Genomic DNA, 22796 nt, shown 5'->3' with positions numbered 1-22796 from the left:
GAGCCGGATAAAGAAAGCGGTGGGGATATGAACATGAATCTGAACCAGACTATTTATTGGATCGGCGGCTCCGCCTGCTCCGGGAAAAGCACGATCGCTGCAAAGTATGCGGAGAAATATGGGCTGGATCTTTATGCCTGCGATTTCCATTCCGAAGTCCATCTGAAACTGATATCCCCACAACATCATCCGGCCATGCATAAGAGCGCGGTGATGGATTTCAATGAAGCCTTCTGTCACACTGATCCTCAGGAAAAGCTCAGACATTACATCCAGTTCTTTATGGAGGACTTCCTTTTTGTAATCGAAGACCTTGCTGCAAAGCGTGCAGATCGGCCTATTATTGTGGAAGGTAACCAGCTATTACCGTGCCTTGTCGATCCCTACTTGAGGAGTCATAGTCATCATCGAGCGTTATGGATTGTGCCTTCTGAGTCTTTTCAAAGAGAGCACTATAGCCAACGGCCGTGGATTCACGACGTTTTGAGACAGACGGACAATCCCGTAATGGCTTTTGACAACTGGATGGATAGGGATGCTTCATTCGCACGATATGTATACAGAGAAGCTGCAGAACTGCATCGGCATGTTATTGAAGTGGACGGAAGTGTAAGCCTTCAGGAAAATTTTGAAATCGTTGAAAAAATATTGACGGACTGGTAACAATCCTTCTTAACGAAGCATGATTTATTAGTAAGGCTGCTTGTGTTCTACCAGAGACAGACGATTCCATGATATAGTAAAGTACGTAACAAAGGTTTCACCTTGCCGCTGTAGCAGGTGGGAAGGAAGTTATTTCTTGATGATTCGGTTATTATAAGAGGAGGCTATGAAATTGGCTGACGAGAACATTCATCCGGGCGATATTGAACTGACCGCGCTGGAGGTTGGCCGTGATCTGCTGCTGCTAATTACCGGTGGTGTAAGTCATATCGGTGCAGCCAGTACAGCTTTTCTGATCGGAGATCAAGTTGAAGTGCTGACCTCGGCTGTTCCTCATCACAAAGAACACACTTTGAGTGAGGGAATTGCTCATAGGATAGCAACCGCACTGCAAAGATCAGTGACGGTAGTCATGGGCATTCATTATGATGATCTGACCAAGGAAGGTATTCAGCAGGTTGTGGAAATTGTTAATGCCAAAGTTGAACAATATTTATTGCAACAAAGTTGAAACGGCGGCGGCATCTTTGCGTAAGAGATAACAAACAGTTTTTTAAACTTTCTTTTGGAGGAATGAATAATGTCTATTTTTAAAAGATTGCGCGATCTCACAATGTCCAATATTAATGCGATTATCGATAAGGCTGAAGACCCGATCAAGATGACGGATCAATACATCCGCGACATGACCGAAGATTTGGAGGATGCTGAGAAAGCAGTAGCTGCTCAAATCGCCATTGAGAAGAAATTCAAACAGCTTTACGAAGAGCAAGAAGCACTCGTCGACAAGCGTAACCAACAGGCTCACGCCGCTGCTCAAGCCGGGAACGTTGATCTTGCCCGCCGTGCACTTGAAGAGAAGAAAGCAGCAGAAGCCAAACTGGTGGAGTACAAAGCTAGCTTTGATCAGAATAAAGCCTCCGCAGACAACCTGCGCGGCAAGCTGGAAGAGATGCGCAAGCAGCTTGTCCAAATGAAGAACAAGCGTGAGACGCTGGTAGCGCGTTATAACGCTGCTAAAGCACAAACTGAAATCAACAAAGCGATGAGCGGATTCAATACCGACTCGGCCTCCGCAGGCCTCAAACGGATGGAAGAGAAGATGCTTCAAGCGGAAGCACAGGCGGAAGCCAGCAACGAAATGAGCTCCGGCAGCAAATCGCTGGATGACGAATTCGAGAAGCTTCACAAGGACCAGGCTGTGGAAGACGAACTGGCTGCACTACTTAAGCAATACGACAAGAAGTAAGAACGGTAAAGCCGGAGTAACGGCTTAATATCAATAGGCGAAGGGGAGACAGCGCGATCGTTTCTCCTTCGCTTTTATCTATGCAAGTACAGGGTATAAAAATTGATGAAGCGGGGGCTGAAGTCAATGGATCTCCATATACTGGTATCCATGGTGGTATGGACGGTATGTAGTGTTATTTTGCTGTTCGTGCTGATGTACGTGGATTCACTTTTTACCCGTTATAACGATATTGAGGAACTGAAAGCGGGCAATATGGCTGTCACGACACGGCTCGTACTGAAGTTGCTGACCCAGGCATACATATTATCGACCTCCATTTCTACCTCAAACCGGCTCGGAGAAGCGCTGCTTGTATCGGTGGTTTCCTTTGCGCTGTTGTTGCTGCTTGAGCGGACTGTGCGCCTGTTGTTTGCCGTTTGGGGCAAGCTGGATCTGGATCATGGGACGCAGCAGGGGAAGATTGGCTATGGTTTGCTTTCGGGTTCGCTGCATATCGTCGGGGCTTTAATTATTTCAGCTTTTTTGTAGGAAGGAATGATGGAGGTTGAGTATCTGGAAACGCATAGGCAATTTATTCTCCAAGCCGGAGCCTCCGGCAGTACCCAAGAGCATGCTTAGTCTTGCACCCGGGGATATCTGCGAAGTCTCGCTGGTTACGTATCAGGTCACTGGGAGGACCCATAACCGAGGGCGGAATGCAGTTGTGCTGACACTGCGCGATGGCAGTGAAATCGCCTATCTGCATATTGAGGAGCGGGAGCAGCTACAATATGGGTTGTATAAACCGATTGACGGACGGCTGGATAATCCTGCAGAAGTGCCAACGACGCTGGAATTGGATGACCATGAGTTCTTCCTGGAGGAAGAATACGAAGGTCATGTAGCGGTGGCGGGGCAGACCCCATTCATGAATGGGGGAGAGCAGCATGTGTGGCAGTACCAGTCCGATGACTTCCGTCTGCTACGCATAGAATGGCAGAACGGACGGTTTATGCTGTATGAAGGTGAGAAAGTGATCCCGGGCGATGTAAGGGTAATCCGGGCTTCATAGGAGAGGGTGCCCATGAAAAGACAGTTAGCACGCTTGTTATCCTTAGTTATGGTACTGGGGCTACTGGCTTCCCTGCTTGCCGCATGCGGCAGTGCTCCCGACCTCAAGGAGAACTATCCGCTGGAATCCGTGAACAAGGAAGGCCATTCCACCTCCTATGTCTACAGGGCAAGTGGCCAATCGGTAGAGGAAGTAGCGGATGAACTGGCGTCACAGAAGAAGCCGGATCAGATCTCATCTGCTAATTCGGAACATATGTTCTTGGTCTACGGCAAACAGTGGTACCATTTGCAACAAGACCCGAAAAAGCCGGAGGATACGCTGGTCGAAGTCGATTCAGAAGAGTATGTGCGTAGCAACTATAACTCAAGCTTTCTGGAGACTTATCTTGCGGCCAGGCTAATCGGCGATTTGTTCGGTTCGGGGGGCGGATATGGCTCTTACCGGGGTTATGGAAGCAAGGATGAATATAAACCCAAGCAAGGAACGTATCACAAGCCGACCGAACAGGATAAAAAAATTGCGCCACCGGTCACCGTAGAACGGAAGGGACAAATCACCCGTAGGGGTAGCAGCAAGAGTGTCACCGATCCGGGCAGTGTGGGCGGAGGAAGCAGCAAGAGTGATAGCGGTACAAGCAAAGGCAGCATTACCCGTAAGAAGAGCGGGTCCGACTTTTTCAATGCGCCGAAGCCCAAAATTAGCAAGCCCAAAACCCGCTTTGGTACCGGTAAAATCGGCCGAAGGGGTAGGTGACACCCAAGCTTCAAGCAGAGACGCGTCAGTAAGAGCGGCTCTGCTTTTTTTATGAGACGAGGTTGAAAAAGGATGTTAGAAGACAAGATATCGTCTTGAAAAATGAATGTTAACCAATCAAAAAGTGTGGTATTCTGGATTAGAGAACATATGTTCTATTTTTCCCACTTTACTGTACACATTGGAGGATTAACGGATGAGTCATTTCCAACTGGTAAGTGTAGCTCATATGTTCCTGATTAAGGATCAGCAAATACTCTTGATGCGCCGTTGTAACACCGGACATGAGGATGGCAAGTATGGGCCCCCGGGAGGAAAGCTGGACGGAGGCGAAGAAGTGAAGATGGCAGCTATTCGGGAAGTTAGAGAAGAATGCGGTGTTGTGATTCAACCGGATGATCTGGAGATGACTGGTGTTATGCACATCAAAGCTGCTAACGAGCGGGTTGATTTTTTCTTCATCACAGAGCGCTGGACGGGAGAGATCCGCAATGCCGAGCCGAATAAATGCGATCATATGTGCTGGTTCCCCATGGATGACCTTCCTGACAACCTCATCCCTTTTATCGGACAAGCGCTGAAAGACCGTAAGGAAGACCGCTGGTTCTCTAGTTACGGGTGGAATTAGTTGATTTTACCAGCGTTTTGATGTACCTTTTTTACATAACAGTCGTAATACTAAAGTAGCAAGGCAATAATTTCACAGGAGGGAATCACGATGAAGGATGAGAAACAGACGATCACCTCTTTAAAAGATATTGGTAAAACAATGCTAAAAGGTGCGACTATCGGTTCGATCTGGGATTCAGACCTCACAGACAAGAAAGCCAATGCCACGCCTGAGTTTACGACAAAACAAGTATATAATCATTTGCTTGGCAAGGAGAAGCTATCCGATCAGGAGATAGAACGTCTCAAACGGGCTACGAAATACACTAGAAATCTGTAACATATAGTTTAACGATTAAAAATAAATTTTTATAAGAGCGGATACAAATCTTCTTCGGAAGAGGGTATCCGTTTTCTTTTTAATAGAGAAATGAATGAACGGTCAACCAAGAACAACGAACCAAGAACAACACCAACACCAACACCAACACCAACACCAACACCAACACCAATAACAACAACAAGCAGCTCACAACCACCAACAACAGCAAAAGCAAAAGATAAAGTTCCTCTTTTACTCTCTGTTTAGCAAATTACAATATATGAAAAATTCACAATAGTAAACACGAAAATATCCACACACTCATATATCGATCCGTCTTTAACACCTCGTCGCAAAAGCAGCGGCCCCAACCCAGAATGCAGACAGGGCAGAGCCGCCGATGTAGTCAAGCTAGGATTCCAGACGCCGCTCAATCGCTTCAGACATCGTTTTATCAGTCAGATGGGCATAGACCTCTGTCGTCTCCGTAGAGGCGTGTCCAAGCTGTTCCTTGGTCTTATAGATATCATTCTGCAAATAATAGTCGGTTGCAAAAGAATGGCGCAGCTTGTGAACTGTCAAATAAGGCTTGCCGAACCGCTTAGCGTATTTGATGATCATCTCCTGCATAGCCCGCTTGGTCATTCGTTTGCCCTCCTGACTGCCGTTGGGGAGAGCGATGAAGAGTGCTTTTTCTTTCTTGGGAGTTTTGTAGCGTGAACTTCGCAGACTCAGATACTGTGTGAGATCATCCTTGGCTTGTTCCCGGAAATAGACTGGGGTTTTAAAGGTTTCATCATTGTGCCCCTTGCGGTATACATACAGCATTTTATTGTTCAGATCCAGATCGTCCACGTTGAGATTAACGACCTCTGATACACGCAGACCGGAGTTGAGAATCAGACTGGCGATGCAAGCATCCCGTTCCCGATTGATTTGAAAAGAATAATAGGCCTGTTTGTTGCCCTCGACATCGCGCCCATATCCCTCATAAATGTAGCCTACGAACTCTAGTAACTCTTCTTCCTCTAGAATTTTACCCTTCAATTTGGCGGCTGTATCCTTTGGCTTGTGAATGCGTTTGATCTCCACCTTGGCCATAATATTGCGCTTGAGCAGGGGGTAGAAATCCTCATCTTCCGCAATTTGGCTCAGATAATGAAACAGGGAGCGAAGAGAGGACAGCTTGCGGGAGACGGTGACTTTACTGTTCGTACTCTCCGCACGGGTTGTGAGATGCAGCCGATAGCCGATAATGCTGTCCATATGCAGCGTCTCCAGCTCCAGCAGCGTTATTCCGGCGTTACTCTCTGCAACGGACAGACCCTCCGCACGCAGCCAATTGAAAAATGACTCATAATCCCGGATATACTCCAGCAGCGTGGAGGGAGAAAGGTCAGGCCGTTTATAATCGATAAACTGCTGCACAAACCAGGGCATGAGCGGCAGCTTCAGGTCCAGATGCTTGCGATCGTTGGTCTTTTGAATGCTCATCAATAATCACCTTCTTGTATGTATTCCATCAGGTACTGTCTCCTTATCTTATCATGTTTTGTGAGGCTTGACCCCAAATGTAGGATGCTTGCAGGTGGACGCGCCTTGCTCCTGAAGAGACAAAGTTATATGATGAGTTATAAAAAGCGACTTGCAGGGGTGAACCTCATGGAACTTGGAATTGAGCTGGTTCCCAAGGAACGTAAACAAGTGATCAGCAATCTGATGCAGCTCTACCTGTATGATTTCACGCAGTATCTGGAGATTGATGTGAATCGCGACGGGCTTTTTCCGACATATCCGGGGCTCGAAGCCTATTGGAACAGCGGGAATAACAAATTTGCCTACCTGATGACGGTGAACGGTGCGACAGCTGGCTTTGCGTTGGTGGACAGGCTGCTGCGTAGCACGGAAGGGCAGTTCTATATGACCGAATTTTTTGTAATGAAAAAATACCGCCGCACCGGTGTTGGCACCTGGGCTGCGCACAAGCTTTTCGACATGTTCCCGGGTGACTGGAAGGTGTCACAGGTCCGTGCCAACATTCCAGCCCGCAATTTTTGGCACCGGGTGATCGGCAGTTATACTAATGGGGCTTTTCAGGAGCGGTTTAATCCGAGAGAAGGTAATCCCAGCCAATATTTCAGCACATTAAATATCAATACTATAAAATAGTGCCTCGAAAACCTCTGTTCTATCTTTGGAACGGCAGGGGAAGGACACTCTGGCTCAGCACCGGTTTGCTTCCATCCGCGTGGATACGCAAATAAGTGCATTTTTGTACCTTAATTCGGCGGCAACGAAGGGGGAACATCGATTAAGGGCACTTTTGTATGTTAATTCTTTGGGGATGTCGCCTTTTTAGGGATATGTAGGGAAATAAGGTGCAATAATGCTCTTAATTCCCTTTTTCACGCTAAAATCATCAATATAAGGTACAAAAATGCCGCTATTTAAACACTGAGTAGACTTTGGAGAACTTTGGAAAAAGAAACGCTACACGAAGGAAAACGGTGGCACAGCAGCTTTAGCAGCACAGGCGATCAAGTGAAAGCTTGGGTATTCTGATGCCCTAAACTTGTGTATCTACATGAGCAGCCCTTTAAAAGCATCGATTACCTCTTGGGGTAAACGATGCTTTTTTGGTGGAAAGAGAAGGAGACGAAAATATAGTTAACATAATAATAATTAGGTAAACTTATAGTTTGCTTTTGTCAGTAACATGAACAATTAAGGGCAGTGATCTGGCAAATGAGCAAATGGGCAACTAACCAACTATCAAAAAAATAAACAACAAAATGAACAAAGCAACAAAATGAACCAACCACCGAATCAAAGCAATTAGCAAAAAGAAACCCAAAATTCTGTAATTTCAACATATGAAAAATTCACAATAGAAAACCAAAACAACCCTCTACATCTATCTCATACAACGCAAATACACACGCTAATCATATCTATCAACAAAACCATGGAAAAAGGTAACCCTCACCCCTCTCACTTTACTTAGAACTCTAAGTTTTCATGTTTCATAAGTGTCTGCCTGATTGTAAAGGCCGTTTCAAGCGACACAGCGGCGTGAGCAATCGAGAGACAAGAATCTGTTCCATGCTGAAGGGCATGGGCCACATGTTCAATGCTTTTCTCATACGGATCGGCTCCTTCAAGGTGAATTTGCTGCCGGCCTTGTGATGTATATTCCAACAACGTGCACTCGGCAGGGCCTGTGCCATAATCGTTCTCATTATATACAAGCTTACCGTGTTCAAAATAAGCCTCATATCCAACCATAAAAGGATACTTCTCCGGCATTTGTGAAGACGCCATCACCTCAGTCAATCCTTCAGGGTGCTGTAAGGTTACTCGTACCAAAGCCTGACCTTGCTTCTCAGCGTTTGTCCCCCAAACCATAGCCGGATTGTGCGGACCCCGGATTCCACTAATAAAATCCAACTCATGGATCATCAGATTCGTCGCGATGAGTTTCAGTCCGAGATCCCCCCACAAGGGAGGTGTTTCTCTTTTAAGGGTAAGAGAGAGGAGCTTGCCATATTTTTGCCCCGAGATTACGTTATGCAGATAGGTGTAAGGGGGATCAAATTTAATAAACTGGTTCACAAATACACGACGTCCGTAGGTCTGTTCGGCCTGCTGCATCGCCAGTAGATCCTCCTCTGTCAGACACAGCGGTGTTTCGCAGAAGACATGCTTTCCATGCTTCAGAGCCTGAATCGTGTATTCACGGTGAAGTGTAGTGGGGAGGCAAATATCGATCAGCGAAACCTCTGGATCTTGCAGAATGTCATCGATGCGGGTTGTGACATCCACCTTGTATTCACTTTGCAAATGCTGTAGTTTACCTTCGTTTCTTCCAAATACAATGATGCTTTCCGCGAGTCCTGACTTTTGCCATAACTGAGTGTGATATGCTCCGAATCCGGTGCCCAAAATTCCAATTTTCATTGTTATTACTTCCTTCCTTGTATAGTCTCTATGATATACTTCAATTGTTGACAACAGATTGGCAAGAATTAAATATGGCTGAGGAGAATCTCAATTGAGACTGCACAGGTTGATCGCAATGTTGTTATTGATGGAGTCTCGGGGCAAAATGAAGGCCAGTGAACTAGCCGCTGCGCTAGAGACGTCCGTGCGCTCGATCTATCGAGATGTGGATGTACTGGCGGAGTCAGGTATTCCAATTCTATCTACGCCAGGTCCTAATGGCGGTATTTCGCTAATGGAAGGCTATACGCTTCAGCTCAAGCAGCTGCACGGGGAGGATGTAGTCCATTTATATTTGACGGGAATGGGTATCCACACAGCAGCGGGGAGTGAATCGGGATTGAAGCTGAAGAGTGCTCTTTTGAAATTGGAAAAGACACTGCCACCCGCTTACCAGGAGGATGTCACAAAGGCTAAACAACGGTTTTATTTCGACGATACGCCATGGTGGATAGCGCGTGCAATCATTCCTTGTCTGGAAGCCTTGAGATTGGCCGTCTGGCGGACAAGAGCTATAGAGATTCAGTACCGCAAAATAGATGGTAGCGAGAGTATTCGTCTTGTGCATCCATATGGGCTAGTGGTTAAGCTCGGTGACTGGTACTTGGTCGCCTATTGTCTAAAGGCAAGGGAAATACGTACCTTCAAATGCGAGCGTGTTGTGGCGGTTAAGCTTTTGGAAGATCCATACACGATTCCAGGAGACTTTTCGCTGGAAGAACATTGGCACTCGCAGCAGCAGAATTTCAAGCAGGCGCGGAAGGTAGCGGAGCAGTATGAAGTTATACTCAAAGTAGATCTACAGTATGTTCAAGCGCTCGGGAATCTGGAGATCATAAACGTGGTAGAAAAGGGGGAACAACAGCTGCTTACCGTGAATATGTACGACTATGAGTCGGCTTGTAACACAGCAATGAAGCTTATGGGCTATGCTGAAATCGTCGAGCCTGTAGTTCTTAGGGAGTTTGTCAAAGAACGAATCTTCACAATGTCCCGGAAGTACATAAGTTAGTTTACGGAAATAATATTATGTTAACCAATTATCCCGCAAGCATTAATCGTTCTTTGAATTACATTTCACTTTAAAATCTCCTATATGCGCTAAAATAAAAACCCGGCCAAGAGATCTAATCTCTTCACCGGGTCTTGTCAGTTTTATTGAAGATGTAATTAAGCTATATCCATGCGCTCCCTCGCTTGCACAGTCTCTCGCTCTCTGGCAGCAAGCTTTTTCTTGGCGATGAGCAGGAAGGGGATACCGAGAGCTATGATTAATCCCAGCGGGAGAAAGACGGCAGGTCCGTTCTGCATGCCGAACTCATCCAACAGAAGACCACCTATAATCGGGGCTATTACGTTCCCCAAGTTGTTAAACCCGATAACGCCAAAGTAGGTGCCTTTCAATTCAGGTTTAGCGATCCGGTCGATCAGCATATCCATCATCGAGGCGAGCAGTACTTCACCGATTGTATATAACACAACACTAAAGCTCATTAAGCCAATGCCTCCAGCTAAGCCGAAGAGCATCATACTGCACGCAAGAAGAGCATTCCCTAAGATCAACGGGACTAGGGGTGAGAATCTGCGGGCGATCCGCACAACAGGATATTGCATAACCAATACGGTCACTGCGTTCAGCGATAGCATATATGAGAACAACTGCTTGCCATTAGAAAAGTGCGTGTTCATGGTTAGATATTGCGCTAGCGTGGAATCAAAAAGTCCATAAGCCATGATACAAAAGATCGTACCAATGAGTACCGGCACGAACACGCCATCCTTCCCTGTAGTGGTTAAGGCTTCCCGGAGACGTGGTGTCGTGACATCGGTGTGAACGGGCAGAGCGGAGCGATGCAAAGTGAACTGAAGGAAGATGACCAGTCCATAGATAATATAGACGATCCCGGCAATGATAAAAGGAAACTTGGATTGTACCGAGCCGAGCTGCAGCCCGATAATCGGTCCGAATACAACCCCCAGATTGATCGCAGCGTATCTCAGATTAAAAACAAGTAGTTTGTGTTTAGCCGGAGTAACGTCTGATAACAGTGCGCGAGAGCTGGGTTCAAAGACTGCGCGACAGATTCCGTTAAGCATATTAACGAGAAAGAAGACCCATAATTCTTTAGCTGCCGCGAAGCCAAAAAAGACGCCGGCCCAGCTAAAGACGGAAATCAGCATGATGACCTTCCGGCCGATTTTATCAGAAATGTAGCCGCCGTAGAAGCTGATCAGAATCCCTGCAAGCGAGCTGACGGCAACCGTAATGCCAGTCTGCGTTGGAGAGGCTCCGAGCACTTGGACTAGATAAATAGACAGAAAGGGAATACTCATGGAAGTGACTAAACGACCGAACATTGTACCTACAATGATGGTCCAGGCCAAGGGATGAATCTGCTGCAAATGCTGTTTCATAGCTGTTCTCCTAATTCGCTGTAAATTTTCTGTATCTTTCATAAATGTTTAATTATAATTGTAATGATTAAAGGGGGAAGTAAAAGTGTAATATATTCCTTCATCTTTTCACCTTTTTGAAAAAAGGGGGGGCCTTATGTATAACCAGACTACATCGCATTATTTGTGTATGGCAGAATCTTTAAATCCTGCTTTTCGGCTACATGAACCGCTTCCTGTAAGTATTGAAGAACTTAGCGAGATCCTCTGCTGCACCTCCCGTAATGTGAAATTCATCCTGCGCAAGCTCGAAGAGAAGGGATTAATTCAGTGGCAGCCGGGTAGAGGGAGAGGGAATATGTCCCAGCTTACCTTCCTGCAGAGTAAAGAGGAGATACTGGAGAATAGCTTTCAGGAATTGCTAGGTAAGGGGAAAATAAAAGAAGCGACCTTGGTGCTAGGTAATGCCACCGGAAATGAACCGCTCAAGATACGTCTGCTGGATGAGCTTAACAAACACCTTGGCTTTCAAAGTGAGCCTGAGTCTACTTCGGGACAGGATGTGCTGCGGATGGTTCGCAATCGAGCTTTGGATAAGCTGGACCCTGCCTTTGTCTACTCTGCGTTTGAATGCTATTTGCTCAGCCAAATTTGTAGCACACTCGTGATCTATGACACTGTTAACGATTGCTTTTTGCCGGGTTTGGCTCATATGTGGGAGAGCAGCGAGGATCACACCCATTGGGTGTTTTATCTTCGTAAAGGGGTCCGTTTTCATCATGGAAGGGTCATGACCGCCAAAGATGTGATTGGATCGCTAGACCGTTTGCGAAATTTGCATAGCCCGACACTTTGGTTTTTTCGCGATATTATTAGTGCCGAGACGAAAGGCGAACATTGTGTCCATTTTCATCTGAATCGGCCGAATTTGTTTATCTTGCATTTGTTCAGCAATATTCATATGAGCATTGTGCCCTATGACGTGGAGTTCAGCACAGAGTTTGTCGGTACCGGACCCTACCGGGTCAAGGAACTGAATGAGAATGTTCTTGTGCTGGAGGCATTTGACCAATACTACGGTTTGCGTGCGTTGCTCGACCGGGTAGAAATCTGGTTTGTGCTCCATGACGTTGCGCCAGAACGACAATATGAGTTGCCAGATCAGCTGCTGAAGGCACATGATGCTCGTAATGATAACAATAACCGAATTGATTATCCGGCGCTCGGCTGCCGCTATATTCTGTTCAATTTCCATAAGGAAGGCATACATCACAAGCTTAAGTTTCGGCAGGCCCTGCGTCTGATTTATAACCGGACAGCTATGATCAAGGAGCTTGGAGGCAGTCGATTGACCCCGGCAGACAGCTTGTTGCCTTGGAATAGCAAAGAGAGGAACTGGGAGAATACAGCAGATTCAACAGAGCAGATTAAAGAGCTGCTGCAAGCTTGCGGATATGGCGGTGAAGCAATTACTGCTGCTTTTATGTCTAAAAAAGAAGAAGTTGAAGAAGCGCAGTGGCTGCAGCGGCGTTGTGCCGAGGTGGGAATAACGCTTAAGTTTCACCCGCTTAAGAAACATAACGCCCAAGAGGTTTTGCAGCATGCGGATCTGATATTGGGTGAAGAAATCCTGGAAGAGGATTGGCAGTGGGGAATGATTACCTACTTTAAAAATGAGTCCAATTACTTGCGTATCCTCCTGCTCAAGAGCCAGTGTGATGTTATCGACCGAAGCTTGGAGGATTTTGCGCAGCAGAACGAAGCTGATAGGGCCAGGCTGCTGAATCAAGCAGAGAGTATTTTGCGTGACAATGCCTGGGTGCTTTACGGATGCCATCTTAATAAGAGAGCGCTGTTCGATCAAAGTTTATATGGATTACACACCAGCACCTTTGGTTTTCTGGATCTCTCGAAATTATGGATCAAATCTCCGTTCCAGGGTGTTGTTCCAACTCCGCATAGTAATCGCCGGATGAGTGTATAAAGCCTCTTAAACCTGATTTTAAAGACCCTCTCAAGAAACACAGCAGCGGGGGGCTCATCGCAGGTGCGGAAAGTAGCAGAGTACTATATAGTTAGGCTCAATGTAGAGCTACAGTATGTTCAAGCGCTCGGGAATCTGGAGATCACAAGCGTGGTAGAAGAGGGAGAACAGCAGCTGCTTTACAGTCAATGTACGATTATGGGCCGGCTTGTAACACAGCACTTAAGCTCATGAGCTATGCTGAAATCGTCGACCCTTTAGATATGAGAAAGTTTGTCAGCGAGCGCATCGCTACAATGTTCAGGAAGTACACACCCAAGTTTACGGAAATAATATTATGTTAACTTTACTCTTCCATTGAGTCGTACAAGCATTAACTTCGCCAATTGATCCACTGGTAATAATCGCTCTTAGAATTATAGTTTGCTTTCCGTTCTCGCACACACATGCGCTAAAATAAAGACCCGGCGAAGAGAACTCATCTCTTTACCGGGTCTTGTCCGTTTTATTGAATATACAATTAAGCTATATTCATGGCCTCTCCCGCTTTATCAGCAGCTTTTTCACGGGCAGTCAATCTTTTATGAGCTGTGAACAGGAAGGGGAAAGCTAGCGCGCTGATCAGAGCGAGTGGGACAAAGACGGCGGGGCCGTTAAGCGCACCGAATCGATCCAGCATAATGCCACCCAGCACGGGAGCTAATACATTCCCCATGTTGTTAAAGCCGATCGTGCCGAAGTAAGTCCCTTTAAATTCAGGTTTGGCAATCCTGTCGATCAGCATATCCATCATCGTGAACAGCAATACTTCTCCTACCGTAAATAGCACGACACTGAACATCAAGAGAAAGACACTGCTATTGATGCCAAAAAGAAGCAAGCTCGCGACAATACAGGCATTTCCCAGAATCAAAGGCATCAGTGGTTGAAATTTCCGTGCAGTTCGGACAATGGGATATTGCACAATTAACACAGTGATTGCATTAAGGGATAACATGTAGGTGAAGAGCTGTCTCCCGTTTGCAAAATGCGTATTCATTGCCAAATATTGCGCCAAGGTAGAATCAAAATGGCCATAGCCCAGTATACAGAAGGTGGTTCCAATCAACACTGGCAGAAAAACGCGGTCCCGGCCTGTGGTTGATAGCGCCTCCCGAAGACGCGGAGCTGTGGCATGAGAGCGGGCTGGCATGCTCGCACGGTGAACGTAAAATTGCAGGAACAATACCAAACCATAGACAATATAGACGAATCCCGCGATCAGGAATGGGAAGGTCGACTCAGCAGCACCTAACTGCAAACCAATAATGGGCCCGAAGACAACCCCAAGGTTGATGGCGGCATATCTCAGGTTAAAGACCAGCAGCTTATGATCCGCAGGCGTAATATCTGACAATAGCGCTCGTGAAGTAGGCTCGAACACGGCCCGGCATAATCCATTGAGTGTATTCACAAGGAAAAAGACCCATAAATATCGTGCCTCAGAGAAGCCGAAGAACACAGCCGCCCATCCGAATACGGAGATCAGCATGACAAGCTTACGGCCGATGATATCGGAGATATAACCACCATAGAAGCTAACTAGAACGCCTGCCAATGAACTGACAGCAACCGTGACCCCTGTCTGGGTTGGGGTGGCGCCAAGGACTTGAGTTAGGTAAATCGAGAGAAATGGAATACTCATGGAGGTCACCAGACGTCCAAATAGAGTACCAATAATAATCGTCCAGGCAAGCGGGTGAATGTGCTTCAAGTGTTGTTTCATTGAAATACTCCTAATCCGTTCTGATTTTCTATTTTTTATCTTTATCTTAGGTATAATTCTATCTGAAAAAGGGGGAAGTAAAAGTGTAAGAAATCATCCGTTCTCTTCACCTTTTAGTTTCAAGAAACTGACGTATCGTGAAAAAGATAGGCAAGGTATACCTGTTCTGTTATACTCACGAAGGAGGCTGTATCGACCGGGTCGAATGGTGCTCCTTCGTGATTGCATGAATTGAATAGCTTTACACGTAAGCCATGGAGGTGAACTCGTTGGATTTTGCTCTGATCCGCAAGGACCGAGACAAAAGAACGGTCAAAACTTGACTCTTTTTTTGCCTGTCGGATCCTTTTAGCAGATTTGCTAAGAGGTCTTTTTATTTATCCCAATAAGGTTATAGAGAGGATTTGAACATTTATGGCAAATATGCGTTTTCTGGTTGTAGGTGCAGGTGCAGTTGGCGGTTACTTCGGTGGTCGTCTTGTTCAAAAAGGAGAAGACGTTACTTTTCTAGTTCGCCCGTCCAAACAGCGTCAATTGGCGGATCACGGGCTGAAGGTTAAAAGTGTGCATGGAGATTTCCATACCCCTATCCGCACGATTACATATGGTGACCAAGCGGAGCCATTTGATTGTATCCTCCTGTCGGTTAAAGCCTACCATCTGCCGGGACTGCTGACAGATATCGCCCCTTATGTGGGAGAGCATACATTAATTCTTCCGCTCCTTAACGGCTACGACCATTTTGGCACGTTAGCCAACCATTTTGGCCCGGAGAAAGTGCTTGGCGGACTGTGTTATATTGAATCTACGCTAGATGATGAAGGAACAATTATTCAGACCAGTCCGTTTCATCGTATTGTATTTGGAGAATTGTCAGGCGGGGGATCTGAGCGGTCACAACAATTGTTCAGCCACCTGGATCAGGCGGGGTTCACGGTCGTTCTTTCAGAGGATATTCAGCGTGTAATTTGGCAGAAATATGTATTTATCGCAAGCTTTAGCGGCATTACTACTTTCATGGAGTCTCCGGTTGGGCCGATACTTCACACGCCTGAAGCCATGGAGATATACTCTCGGTTGCTCAAGGAAATTGTCACCCTTGCCCGTCGTGCCGGAATGCCGGTGGATTCAGATCTGGAGGCTACCACCTTGCAAACCATGGTGTCCTTACAGCCATCAATGATGTCATCTATGCAACGGGACATGCAGAAGCAGCTGCCGATCGAAGCCGATCATCTGCATGGTTTTCTACTTGCGTTAGCCGCTTCGGATAAAGGCGATTACCCTATCCTGCAAACGGTATATGCCCGGTTAAAGGTATATGAGAGAGTTGTTTTTCCTCCAGCGGAGTAGGAATAAGGATGGTAATGGAGCTGAGCGTTGTAGCGATTCCTTTCTAACTAAGTTAAAATGAGGCGCATATAATTTAAAATACAGGAGTTGATTATATATGGGACAAGCTTCACAGAAAATTGCCACGTTCTTAATGTTCGAAGGACAGGCCGAAGAAGCGATGAATTTCTATATTTCTTTGTTTGAAAATTCTGAAATCATCAGTATCAAGCGATATGGACCCAATGAGGCCGGTCCTGAAGGAAGTGTGGTCCAGGCTACTTTTTCGTTGAACGGTCAAGTCTATATGTGTATCGATAGCCATGTCAAGCATGCCTTTACGTTCACACCTGCGATATCCCTGTTCGTCACCTGCGAATCCGAAGAAGAGATTGACCGGATCTTTGCAGAGCTGTCGGAGCAAGGACAAATCCTCATGCCATTAGGCGCATACCCATTCAGTCAAAAATTTGGTTGGACCGCTGACCGTTTCGGGGTATCTTGGCAATTAAGTCTTCCGCATCCGCAGTAAGAGCAAGAGGTTTGTTGAGCTTCTCTGAATCATTGAAATAGTGAACACCTCCAATGAATAGCATTTGGGGGTGTTTTTTGCGTCCAGCTCTCACTTCTGTCTCATAGCAATTTCGTGTAGAATGAAAGTCTCTGCACTGTAATGTGGACAATTGGGCGCGTTATGGAGCTATAGAGGATAAAAGGAGGCTAAGACATCTTGAGCTGGACAGAACAGCAGGAACCGTATGTAAGACCATGGATCGCTCAATGGGAGACGACCACATTGCTATCCGATAAATGGATGACTGCTGGCGAAGTCAATTATTGTACCTCCCATACATTAATCGTGATCACAGATGGCCAAGCGATTTGGAATATTAACGGACAGATTGTTCATGTAACGTTTGGTCAATTAATTGCCATCGAAGAGAACTCTTTCGTTGAGGTATTAGAAGGTGGAAATCTGGATTTAGCAGGTTGGCATATCCAATTTCATACGTACTCCATTCTCAAAGCAGAAGGAACGGTAGTGAAAACAGATTGGAAAGTACCGCTAGGTAGTACATACCAGGTTGTGCAACTGACTGGCGGTTTTTTAACGAGCATAAGTGATTCTTTAAATACATTACAGTCTATGGGGATTTCCGAGCAGCTTGTTGAGCATCAGTTTCTTTTATATGGATTATTGAAAAATTTATATCATAAACCAGCGAGTGATCAGCCTACGACAGAAGAAGGCATAATGCGTTCAATTGCTTATATGCAGGAGCATTATCATGAGACGATCACTCGTGAAGAGCTGGCACAGATTGCGGGTGTCAGTCAGTGGCATTATTCTCGCAAATTCGGTGAAATGTGTGGCAAGCCTCCTCTAGACTACCTGGCAAATTACAGAATCCATCGTGCCCAGGAAGAGTTACTACTTACTTCAGCCAGTTCTCAAGAAATTGCCAAAAAAGTAGGGTTTGAAGATGTGCATTATTTCAGCCGTCGTTTCAAACAATTTGCAGGCATGTCACCAAGAAATTATGTGCAGCATTTAGGGGAGCGGCAGGTATTATCGATCTCTGCACTATGCGCCGAGTTGCTCGTCTCATTGGGGATCATTCCCCAAGCTGTAATGGTAACACCTTTATTACTGCCTCAGCATCAACGGGAGCTGTTTGAAAGTCATGGGATTAAACTGCTGGAAGTTCCCCAGTATGAGACTAATATTGAATTTATTCAACAAGAGCGGCCTGAGATTATTATGGGGCATTTCATAACCGAAGATATCAAGAAGAAATTGCGCGGGGTCGCTCCAATCATAACGGGTCTGACTAATGATGTAGAGATCCTGCTCCAACAATTTGGTGCTTGGTTTCATAAACAAGAAGAAGCGAACACGCTCCAGGTTCAAATGAACAATGAAGTGAATGCAGCACGACAACAATTAAGATCAATCATTGAATCAGGGGCCACAGTAATGGTCTTGCGAGTAGAACCGTTCGGATATCGATATTTGGGCGGCACCTCCAGCGGAGTATCACAGCTACTGTATCAGAGATTGGAGCTAGCGCTTCCCGAGTCTCTAAAGGCAGGGGAGGCATGGTTTAACCCTTGTACAATGGATCAATTGTCTGCAGCCGATCCGGCATATTTATTCGTAGAGAAACGCAGGATGGAGTATTTTAATGCGGAAGAAAATATGGAGAAACTAAGGGAAAGTAAGCAGTGGAAGGATTTGAGAGCGGTAAAAAACAATCGCGTATTCTACATTGATACAAGCCTGTGGGTGGATGGGTGTGGAGTCATTGGCCAGTCCATTATCATTGATCAAGTGGTTAGCAGCTTAATGGGGCATGAATAGAGTGTAGCACAATAATCCATTTGAATTCGCACCATTCGCTATGGAAGGATGGCTTTTTATTTGATAATCTTTGATAATGATAATTATTATCAATAAAAAAGGGGCGAGTACATAATGGCAGGACGATTGTCTAAGTTTCTTGGAACAGCGCTTTTGGTTGTTGTTTTAGCTGCGTGTTCCAATGAATCCAGTAAGAAGGAAGAGGTGTCTGAAGAAGCACCTGCAAGTCATAGTGAAACAAGGGTTGTAAGTGATATTTTTGGTGATGTAACGATTCCGACCGACCCGAAAAACATTCTTGTCACGAGTTCAAGCTATGCAGAGGATTTAATTGAGATGGGGATTCCCCCGCAGTATGCAGTGGTAGTTCCAGAGATTGAACCTGATTACAGAACCCCTTATTTGGAGAAGCATGGGGTTAAAACAATATCGCAAGCACAATATGAATACAATTTCGAGCAATTGCTGAGCTTATCGCCGGATATGATTGTTACCGCAGGTGAAGGCGTGGAAGCCAAGGTATATGATGAGTTATCCAAAATAGCACCGACAGTCGCTCTAAAGGCTGGTGTTGGCGTACATGACGCGATGAAAGAGCTGTCCGTGCTTTTCCATAAAGAAACTGAAGCAGACAAGGTGTTAACTGCCCTAGATCAGAAGGCGAGCGAGGCTAAAGATAAAATTCAGCAAGCGATTGGTGACAAAACCGTACTTGTACTTCGAGTAGAACCTACCCGATACCGCTACTTGGGTCCAAAAGCGGATGACGATGTTAGTAGATTCTTTTATCAGACGCTTGGGCTGACCAGCCCTGAAGTTACTAAGGATTCGGACGTATGGTTTACACAGTTTTCCTTAGAAATTTTACCAGCTATCAAACCGGATTATGTTTTCTTGGAAACAAGAAGTATGGTGGACTTTGATAGCACACAATCCTTAGGAGAATTAGAAGACAACCCGCTGTGGAAAGGCCTGAGCGCTGTTAAAAATAATCATGTATTCCCATTACGTACCAACGATTATATTCAAGCCAAGGGTCCAATCGGAACTGGCATGCTTATTGACTATATTGTAGAAAAGTTGGTGCCTTAATGAGTATACAAGAGCAAGATATCTATGACATTACGATTATCGGCGGCGGTCCCGCAGGGATGTATGCAGCTTTCTATAGTGGGATGAGAGCAATGCGCACCAAAATCATCGAAGCCAAGCACGAATTAGGGGGATTCATGCGGACCTACCCGGAGAAGCTGGTATGGGATGTTGGTGGTGTTGATCCAATTCTGTGTGAACAGTTGATTGATTCATTGGAGAGACAGGCGAGAACCTTTGATCCAACGATTATCTTTGGTCAGGAAATTGCCCATATGGAACGTCGCGAGGACCAAGTCTTCGTATTAACAGCGAAAACAGGGGAACGTCATTATACACGTACCATTCTACTCTGTGCAGGCCGCGGCATGACTCAAGTGCAGAAGCTGGATGTGGAAGGTGCGAACCGTTATGAACTGACGAATCTGCACTATCTGGTTACAGATCTTTCGAGATTTAAGAATAAACGGGTGCTCATCTCCGGCGGCGGCGACTCTGCGGTAGATTGGGCGAATGAGATTGCCAAATGGACCAAGCAGGTTACCGTTGTCCATAGACGGGATCAGTTTACAGCACACGAACTTCCGGTTGCCGAGATGAGAGCTTCGGCTAAGGTGATGACACCGTACAGCATCTCTCGCTTATACGGGGAGGGGGACCGGATTAGGCAAGTTGCGTTGGAGCATTCCGAGACCGGTGACATTGAGCAGATTGAAGTCGATGAAGTGATCGTGAGTCATGGTTTTGACCGTGACTTTGGACAACTCTTGACATGGGGATTGGAAAAAGAAGACTACGGCGTTTCCGTCGACCCGCGTATGCGTACCAGTCTCCCAGGGATCTTCGGTGCCGGTGATTTTATCACCTATGGCAGCAAAGTCCGGTTAATTGCCGGCGCATTTAATGACGCCGTTCTGGCTGTGAATAGCGCAAAGATGTATCTGGAGCCTACGGCTACCGATATGGCCGGTGTCTCGTCTCATAATGCTCGTTTTTTTGATAAGAACAAAGAGATTTTGCAAAACCAATAAGAAGAATGCACAGCAAGATTATGAGAGAATTCTCATGGCTTGCTGTGGTTTTTTATATTTGCTTCCGGTTTTTCTTGACTGATTGATCTAGAATGGATAAGATAAGGATCAAAGGAGGATGAAATGGGCAGAAACAAAGAATTCGATACGACAGAAGTGCTGCATAAAGCTATGGAGGTCTTTGGACATTACGGATACGAAGGAACTTCCCTACCTCTGCTGTTAAAAGGACTGGGAATTGCCAGGCAAAGCTTATATGATACCTACGGTACGAAAAGGGACTTGTTTATCCTTGCTTTGAAGCATTATGTTACGGAGAAGAGCAACGCGGCAATACGGTATTTAACGACCTCCGAATCGGCAAAGCAGGGCATAACCAATGTATTTCATGAAGTAGCGGCGGTTTTAAAAGATCCGGACCGGCAAAAGGAATGTTTTATCATCTTTTCAGCCATTGATCAGATGCCGCATGATCAGGAAATCCAAGACTTTCTATCCCAAGATTTGAATACGCTGGAGGAAGTCTTCTACGAGACCCTGCTTCGCGGCCAAAGGAATGGAGAAATAGCAAGCGACCGGGATCTACGGGCCTTGGCACGTTACTTAAATTATGCAAGACATTCCCTAACCCAGCTGGCAAAAATGACGAATGATCCCGCTGTAATGGATGATTACGTTAAGATCAGCTTATCTGTATTAGAATAATAATGGAGCCATAGATTGCTTCATTATTATTTTTATCAATTCCAGACTGAATAGTCTGGAAAATTATTAATCACGTTATTTTTTTGATCATTCTGGACTGAATGGTCATGAAAAAACAGGAGGAACATAGATGACACACAGAAATTCAAATGAGATGCAGGCAACGGAAATTGTACAGGCATTTCAAAACCATTTAGTAGCACGGGATTTTGAGAGCTGGTTTAGCCTTTTTAGCGAAGATGCTATCTTCGAGTTTCCTTACGCTCCGGAGGGCTATACACAAAGGCTTGCCGGTATTGAAGAGATTCGCAATTACGTTAATGAGCTGTTCAAGCTGCTGAATATACACTCTTTTTCAAAACCTGAACTAATCGTCTCTGACGATCGAATTGTTGCCGAGTATACGTGCCAAGGAGAGGTCCTAGGAACTGAAAAATCGTACTACCAGAAGTATATTTCAGTTATACACACAAGGGACGGGAAGATAACGCATTTTAAGGATTACTGGAATCCGACGCTTTTATTTTGAAACTATGAATGTTTAGATGCTTGGACTAACAAATAACAAGGAGATGTACTTTAAGATGAATCATCCCAAAATACTCATTACAGGCGGAAGAGGGAAGACAGGAACGAGAATCGCAGAGAGGCTAGAACAACGAGGATATTCCTATATAACTACTCTTCGGAACGCTCAGGCAATTACAGATTCTACAAGTGAAGTCCACTTCGACTGGTACGATAATTCCACATTTCTCCCGGCATTAAAGGAGATTGAACGCGTTTATCTGGTGGCGCCAGTAGGCGATCCTGAACCTATTAAAGTCATGAAACCATTTATCGAGCTGGCATTGGAAAAGGGTGTAAAACGTTTTGTGCTGCTTAGCAGCGCATCCGTCTCAGAGAACGGTCCAGTCTTTGGCCCAGTTCATCGATTGCTGAAGAAGCAAGCCCCGGAGTGGACAGTACTCAGACCATCCTACTTCATGCAAAATTTTACTGAAGGTCAGCACCCAGCGACCATATCCCGTGAAGATCGGATTATCAGCGCTGCAGGCCAAGGGAAGATTGGATTTGTTACTGCGGAAGACATCGCCGAAGTTGCGGTAAGAGCACTTGTGGATGATCATGCCCATAATACAGAGCACATCATTACCGGACCGGATTCACTCTCACATGATGAGGTCAGTCAAATCATAAGCTATGTAACGGGAAGACTAATAAAACATACATCTATCGCAGATCATGAACTCACCCGTGGATGGTTAGCGTTAGGGCTAGGAGAGGAGTATGCGGAGTTCATGACTGAACTTGACCACAGAATTCGTGAGGAAGGGTCGGAAGATATTATCACCGATACAGTATTAAAGGTAACTGGCCGAGCACCTATGTCATTTAAGGAGTTTGCCAAAGCACATGCCAACGTTTGGAAAAAAGAAAGTCGCTAATTCTGCGGCTTTCTTTTTTTACTGTATTGTT

Annotated in this window: 25 protein-coding genes; 21 read left to right on the top strand and 4 right to left on the bottom strand. The window is 45.7% G+C overall.

The features are described 5' to 3' along the window. Positions 1-33: 33 nt before the first annotated feature. From AC3Y23_RS23740 to AC3Y23_RS23700, 9 genes are all read left to right on the top strand, one after another. Complete coding sequence (locus tag AC3Y23_RS23740) at positions 34-663, top strand: hypothetical protein (protein WP_379203734.1); 630 nt, start codon at positions 34-36, stop codon at positions 661-663. A 172-nt stretch (positions 664-835) separates the two neighbouring features. Continuing rightward, the gene (gene lpdD / locus AC3Y23_RS23735; RefSeq protein WP_379203732.1) at positions 836-1174 is read left to right on the top strand and encodes a prenylated flavin chaperone LpdD; all 339 of its coding nucleotides are present in this window, start codon (positions 836-838) and stop codon (positions 1172-1174) included. A gap of 69 nt (positions 1175-1243) precedes the next feature. Then, positions 1244-1912 (top strand): PspA/IM30 family protein, encoded by a 669-nt coding sequence (locus AC3Y23_RS23730; protein WP_379203730.1) that lies wholly within the window; start codon positions 1244-1246, stop codon positions 1910-1912. Positions 1913-2038: 126 nt separating this feature from the next. Further along, the gene (locus AC3Y23_RS23725) at positions 2039-2443 is read left to right on the top strand and encodes a DUF350 domain-containing protein (RefSeq protein WP_379203728.1); all 405 of its coding nucleotides are present in this window, start codon (positions 2039-2041) and stop codon (positions 2441-2443) included. A 16-nt stretch (positions 2444-2459) separates the two neighbouring features. Then, positions 2460-2966: a DUF4178 domain-containing protein gene (locus AC3Y23_RS23720; protein WP_379203726.1), complete on the top strand. Its 507-nt coding sequence runs from the start codon at positions 2460-2462 to the stop codon at positions 2964-2966. 12 nt (positions 2967-2978) lie between these two features. After that, complete coding sequence (locus AC3Y23_RS23715; protein ID WP_379203724.1) at positions 2979-3722, top strand: DUF4247 domain-containing protein; 744 nt, start codon at positions 2979-2981, stop codon at positions 3720-3722. Positions 3723-3918: 196 nt separating this feature from the next. Next, complete coding sequence (locus AC3Y23_RS23710) at positions 3919-4350, top strand: NUDIX hydrolase (protein ID WP_379203722.1); 432 nt, start codon at positions 3919-3921, stop codon at positions 4348-4350. 90 nt (positions 4351-4440) lie between these two features. Then, a complete protein-coding gene (locus tag AC3Y23_RS23705; protein WP_379203720.1) occupies positions 4441-4671 on the top strand; it encodes a hypothetical protein in 231 nt (76 codons plus the stop codon). 90 nt (positions 4672-4761) lie between these two features. Next, the gene (locus tag AC3Y23_RS23700; protein WP_379203718.1) at positions 4762-4920 is read left to right on the top strand and encodes a hypothetical protein; all 159 of its coding nucleotides are present in this window, start codon (positions 4762-4764) and stop codon (positions 4918-4920) included. A 144-nt stretch (positions 4921-5064) separates the two neighbouring features. On the opposite strand, the gene xerS is transcribed toward AC3Y23_RS23700, so the two are convergent. Further along, positions 5065-6147, bottom strand: a complete 1083-nt coding sequence (gene xerS / locus AC3Y23_RS23695; RefSeq protein WP_379203716.1) for a tyrosine recombinase XerS — start codon at positions 6145-6147, stop codon at positions 5065-5067. 129 nt (positions 6148-6276) lie between these two features. Here xerS and AC3Y23_RS23690 point away from each other — a divergent pair, with 129 nt between their 5' ends. Then, entirely contained in the window at positions 6277-6822 is a 546-nt protein-coding gene (locus tag AC3Y23_RS23690; protein WP_379203714.1) for a GNAT family N-acetyltransferase, read from the top strand. Positions 6823-7653: 831 nt separating this feature from the next. Here AC3Y23_RS23690 and AC3Y23_RS23685 read toward each other — a convergent pair. After that, a complete protein-coding gene (locus AC3Y23_RS23685) occupies positions 7654-8610 on the bottom strand; it encodes a Gfo/Idh/MocA family protein (RefSeq protein ID WP_379203712.1) in 957 nt (318 codons plus the stop codon). 94 nt (positions 8611-8704) lie between these two features. Here AC3Y23_RS23685 and AC3Y23_RS23680 point away from each other — a divergent pair, with 94 nt between their 5' ends. After that, positions 8705-9664 (top strand): helix-turn-helix transcriptional regulator, encoded by a 960-nt coding sequence (locus AC3Y23_RS23680; RefSeq protein ID WP_379203710.1) that lies wholly within the window; start codon positions 8705-8707, stop codon positions 9662-9664. A gap of 158 nt (positions 9665-9822) precedes the next feature. Here AC3Y23_RS23680 and AC3Y23_RS23675 read toward each other — a convergent pair whose 3' ends face one another. Then, entirely contained in the window at positions 9823-11067 is a 1245-nt protein-coding gene (locus tag AC3Y23_RS23675; protein WP_379203708.1) for an MDR family MFS transporter, read from the bottom strand. 136 nt (positions 11068-11203) lie between these two features. Here AC3Y23_RS23675 and AC3Y23_RS23670 point away from each other — a divergent pair, with 136 nt between their 5' ends. Next, positions 11204-13030, top strand: a complete 1827-nt coding sequence (locus AC3Y23_RS23670; RefSeq protein ID WP_379203706.1) for an ABC transporter substrate-binding protein — start codon at positions 11204-11206, stop codon at positions 13028-13030. A gap of 63 nt (positions 13031-13093) precedes the next feature. Next, positions 13094-13264 (top strand): hypothetical protein, encoded by a 171-nt coding sequence (locus tag AC3Y23_RS23665; protein WP_379203704.1) that lies wholly within the window; start codon positions 13094-13096, stop codon positions 13262-13264. A gap of 286 nt (positions 13265-13550) precedes the next feature. On the opposite strand, the gene AC3Y23_RS23660 is transcribed toward AC3Y23_RS23665, so the two are convergent. Then, entirely contained in the window at positions 13551-14795 is a 1245-nt protein-coding gene (locus AC3Y23_RS23660; RefSeq protein ID WP_379203702.1) for an MDR family MFS transporter, read from the bottom strand. 423 nt (positions 14796-15218) lie between these two features. Between AC3Y23_RS23660 and AC3Y23_RS23655 the strand changes: the two genes are divergently transcribed. The 8 genes from AC3Y23_RS23655 (at position 15219) to AC3Y23_RS23620 (ending at position 22765) form a co-directional block, all read left to right on the top strand. Further along, positions 15219-16148 (top strand): ketopantoate reductase family protein, encoded by a 930-nt coding sequence (locus AC3Y23_RS23655; RefSeq protein WP_379203971.1) that lies wholly within the window; start codon positions 15219-15221, stop codon positions 16146-16148. 97 nt (positions 16149-16245) lie between these two features. Further along, positions 16246-16659, top strand: coding sequence for a VOC family protein (locus AC3Y23_RS23650; RefSeq protein WP_379203700.1), 414 nt, complete (start codon positions 16246-16248; stop codon positions 16657-16659). A 198-nt stretch (positions 16660-16857) separates the two neighbouring features. After that, complete coding sequence (locus AC3Y23_RS23645) at positions 16858-18489, top strand: helix-turn-helix domain-containing protein (RefSeq protein WP_379203698.1); 1632 nt, start codon at positions 16858-16860, stop codon at positions 18487-18489. Between the two features lie 114 nt (positions 18490-18603). After that, positions 18604-19581 (top strand): ABC transporter substrate-binding protein, encoded by a 978-nt coding sequence (locus AC3Y23_RS23640; protein WP_379203696.1) that lies wholly within the window; start codon positions 18604-18606, stop codon positions 19579-19581. After that, entirely contained in the window at positions 19581-20612 is a 1032-nt protein-coding gene (locus tag AC3Y23_RS23635) for an NAD(P)/FAD-dependent oxidoreductase (protein WP_379203693.1), read from the top strand. The genes AC3Y23_RS23640 and AC3Y23_RS23635 overlap by 1 nt, the downstream gene beginning before the upstream one ends. Positions 20613-20735: 123 nt before the next feature. Next, entirely contained in the window at positions 20736-21317 is a 582-nt protein-coding gene (locus AC3Y23_RS23630; protein WP_379203692.1) for a TetR/AcrR family transcriptional regulator, read from the top strand. Positions 21318-21447: 130 nt separating this feature from the next. Continuing rightward, the gene (locus AC3Y23_RS23625; RefSeq protein ID WP_379203690.1) at positions 21448-21846 is read left to right on the top strand and encodes a nuclear transport factor 2 family protein; all 399 of its coding nucleotides are present in this window, start codon (positions 21448-21450) and stop codon (positions 21844-21846) included. Between the two features lie 55 nt (positions 21847-21901). After that, complete coding sequence (locus AC3Y23_RS23620) at positions 21902-22765, top strand: ergot alkaloid biosynthesis protein (RefSeq protein ID WP_379203689.1); 864 nt, start codon at positions 21902-21904, stop codon at positions 22763-22765. Positions 22766-22796 lie beyond the last annotated feature (31 nt).

Source organism: Paenibacillus sp. MAHUQ-45 (assembly GCF_058133325.1).
The sequence above is the reverse complement of the archived record's forward strand: the minus strand, read 5'-3'. Positions and strand labels throughout refer to the sequence as shown.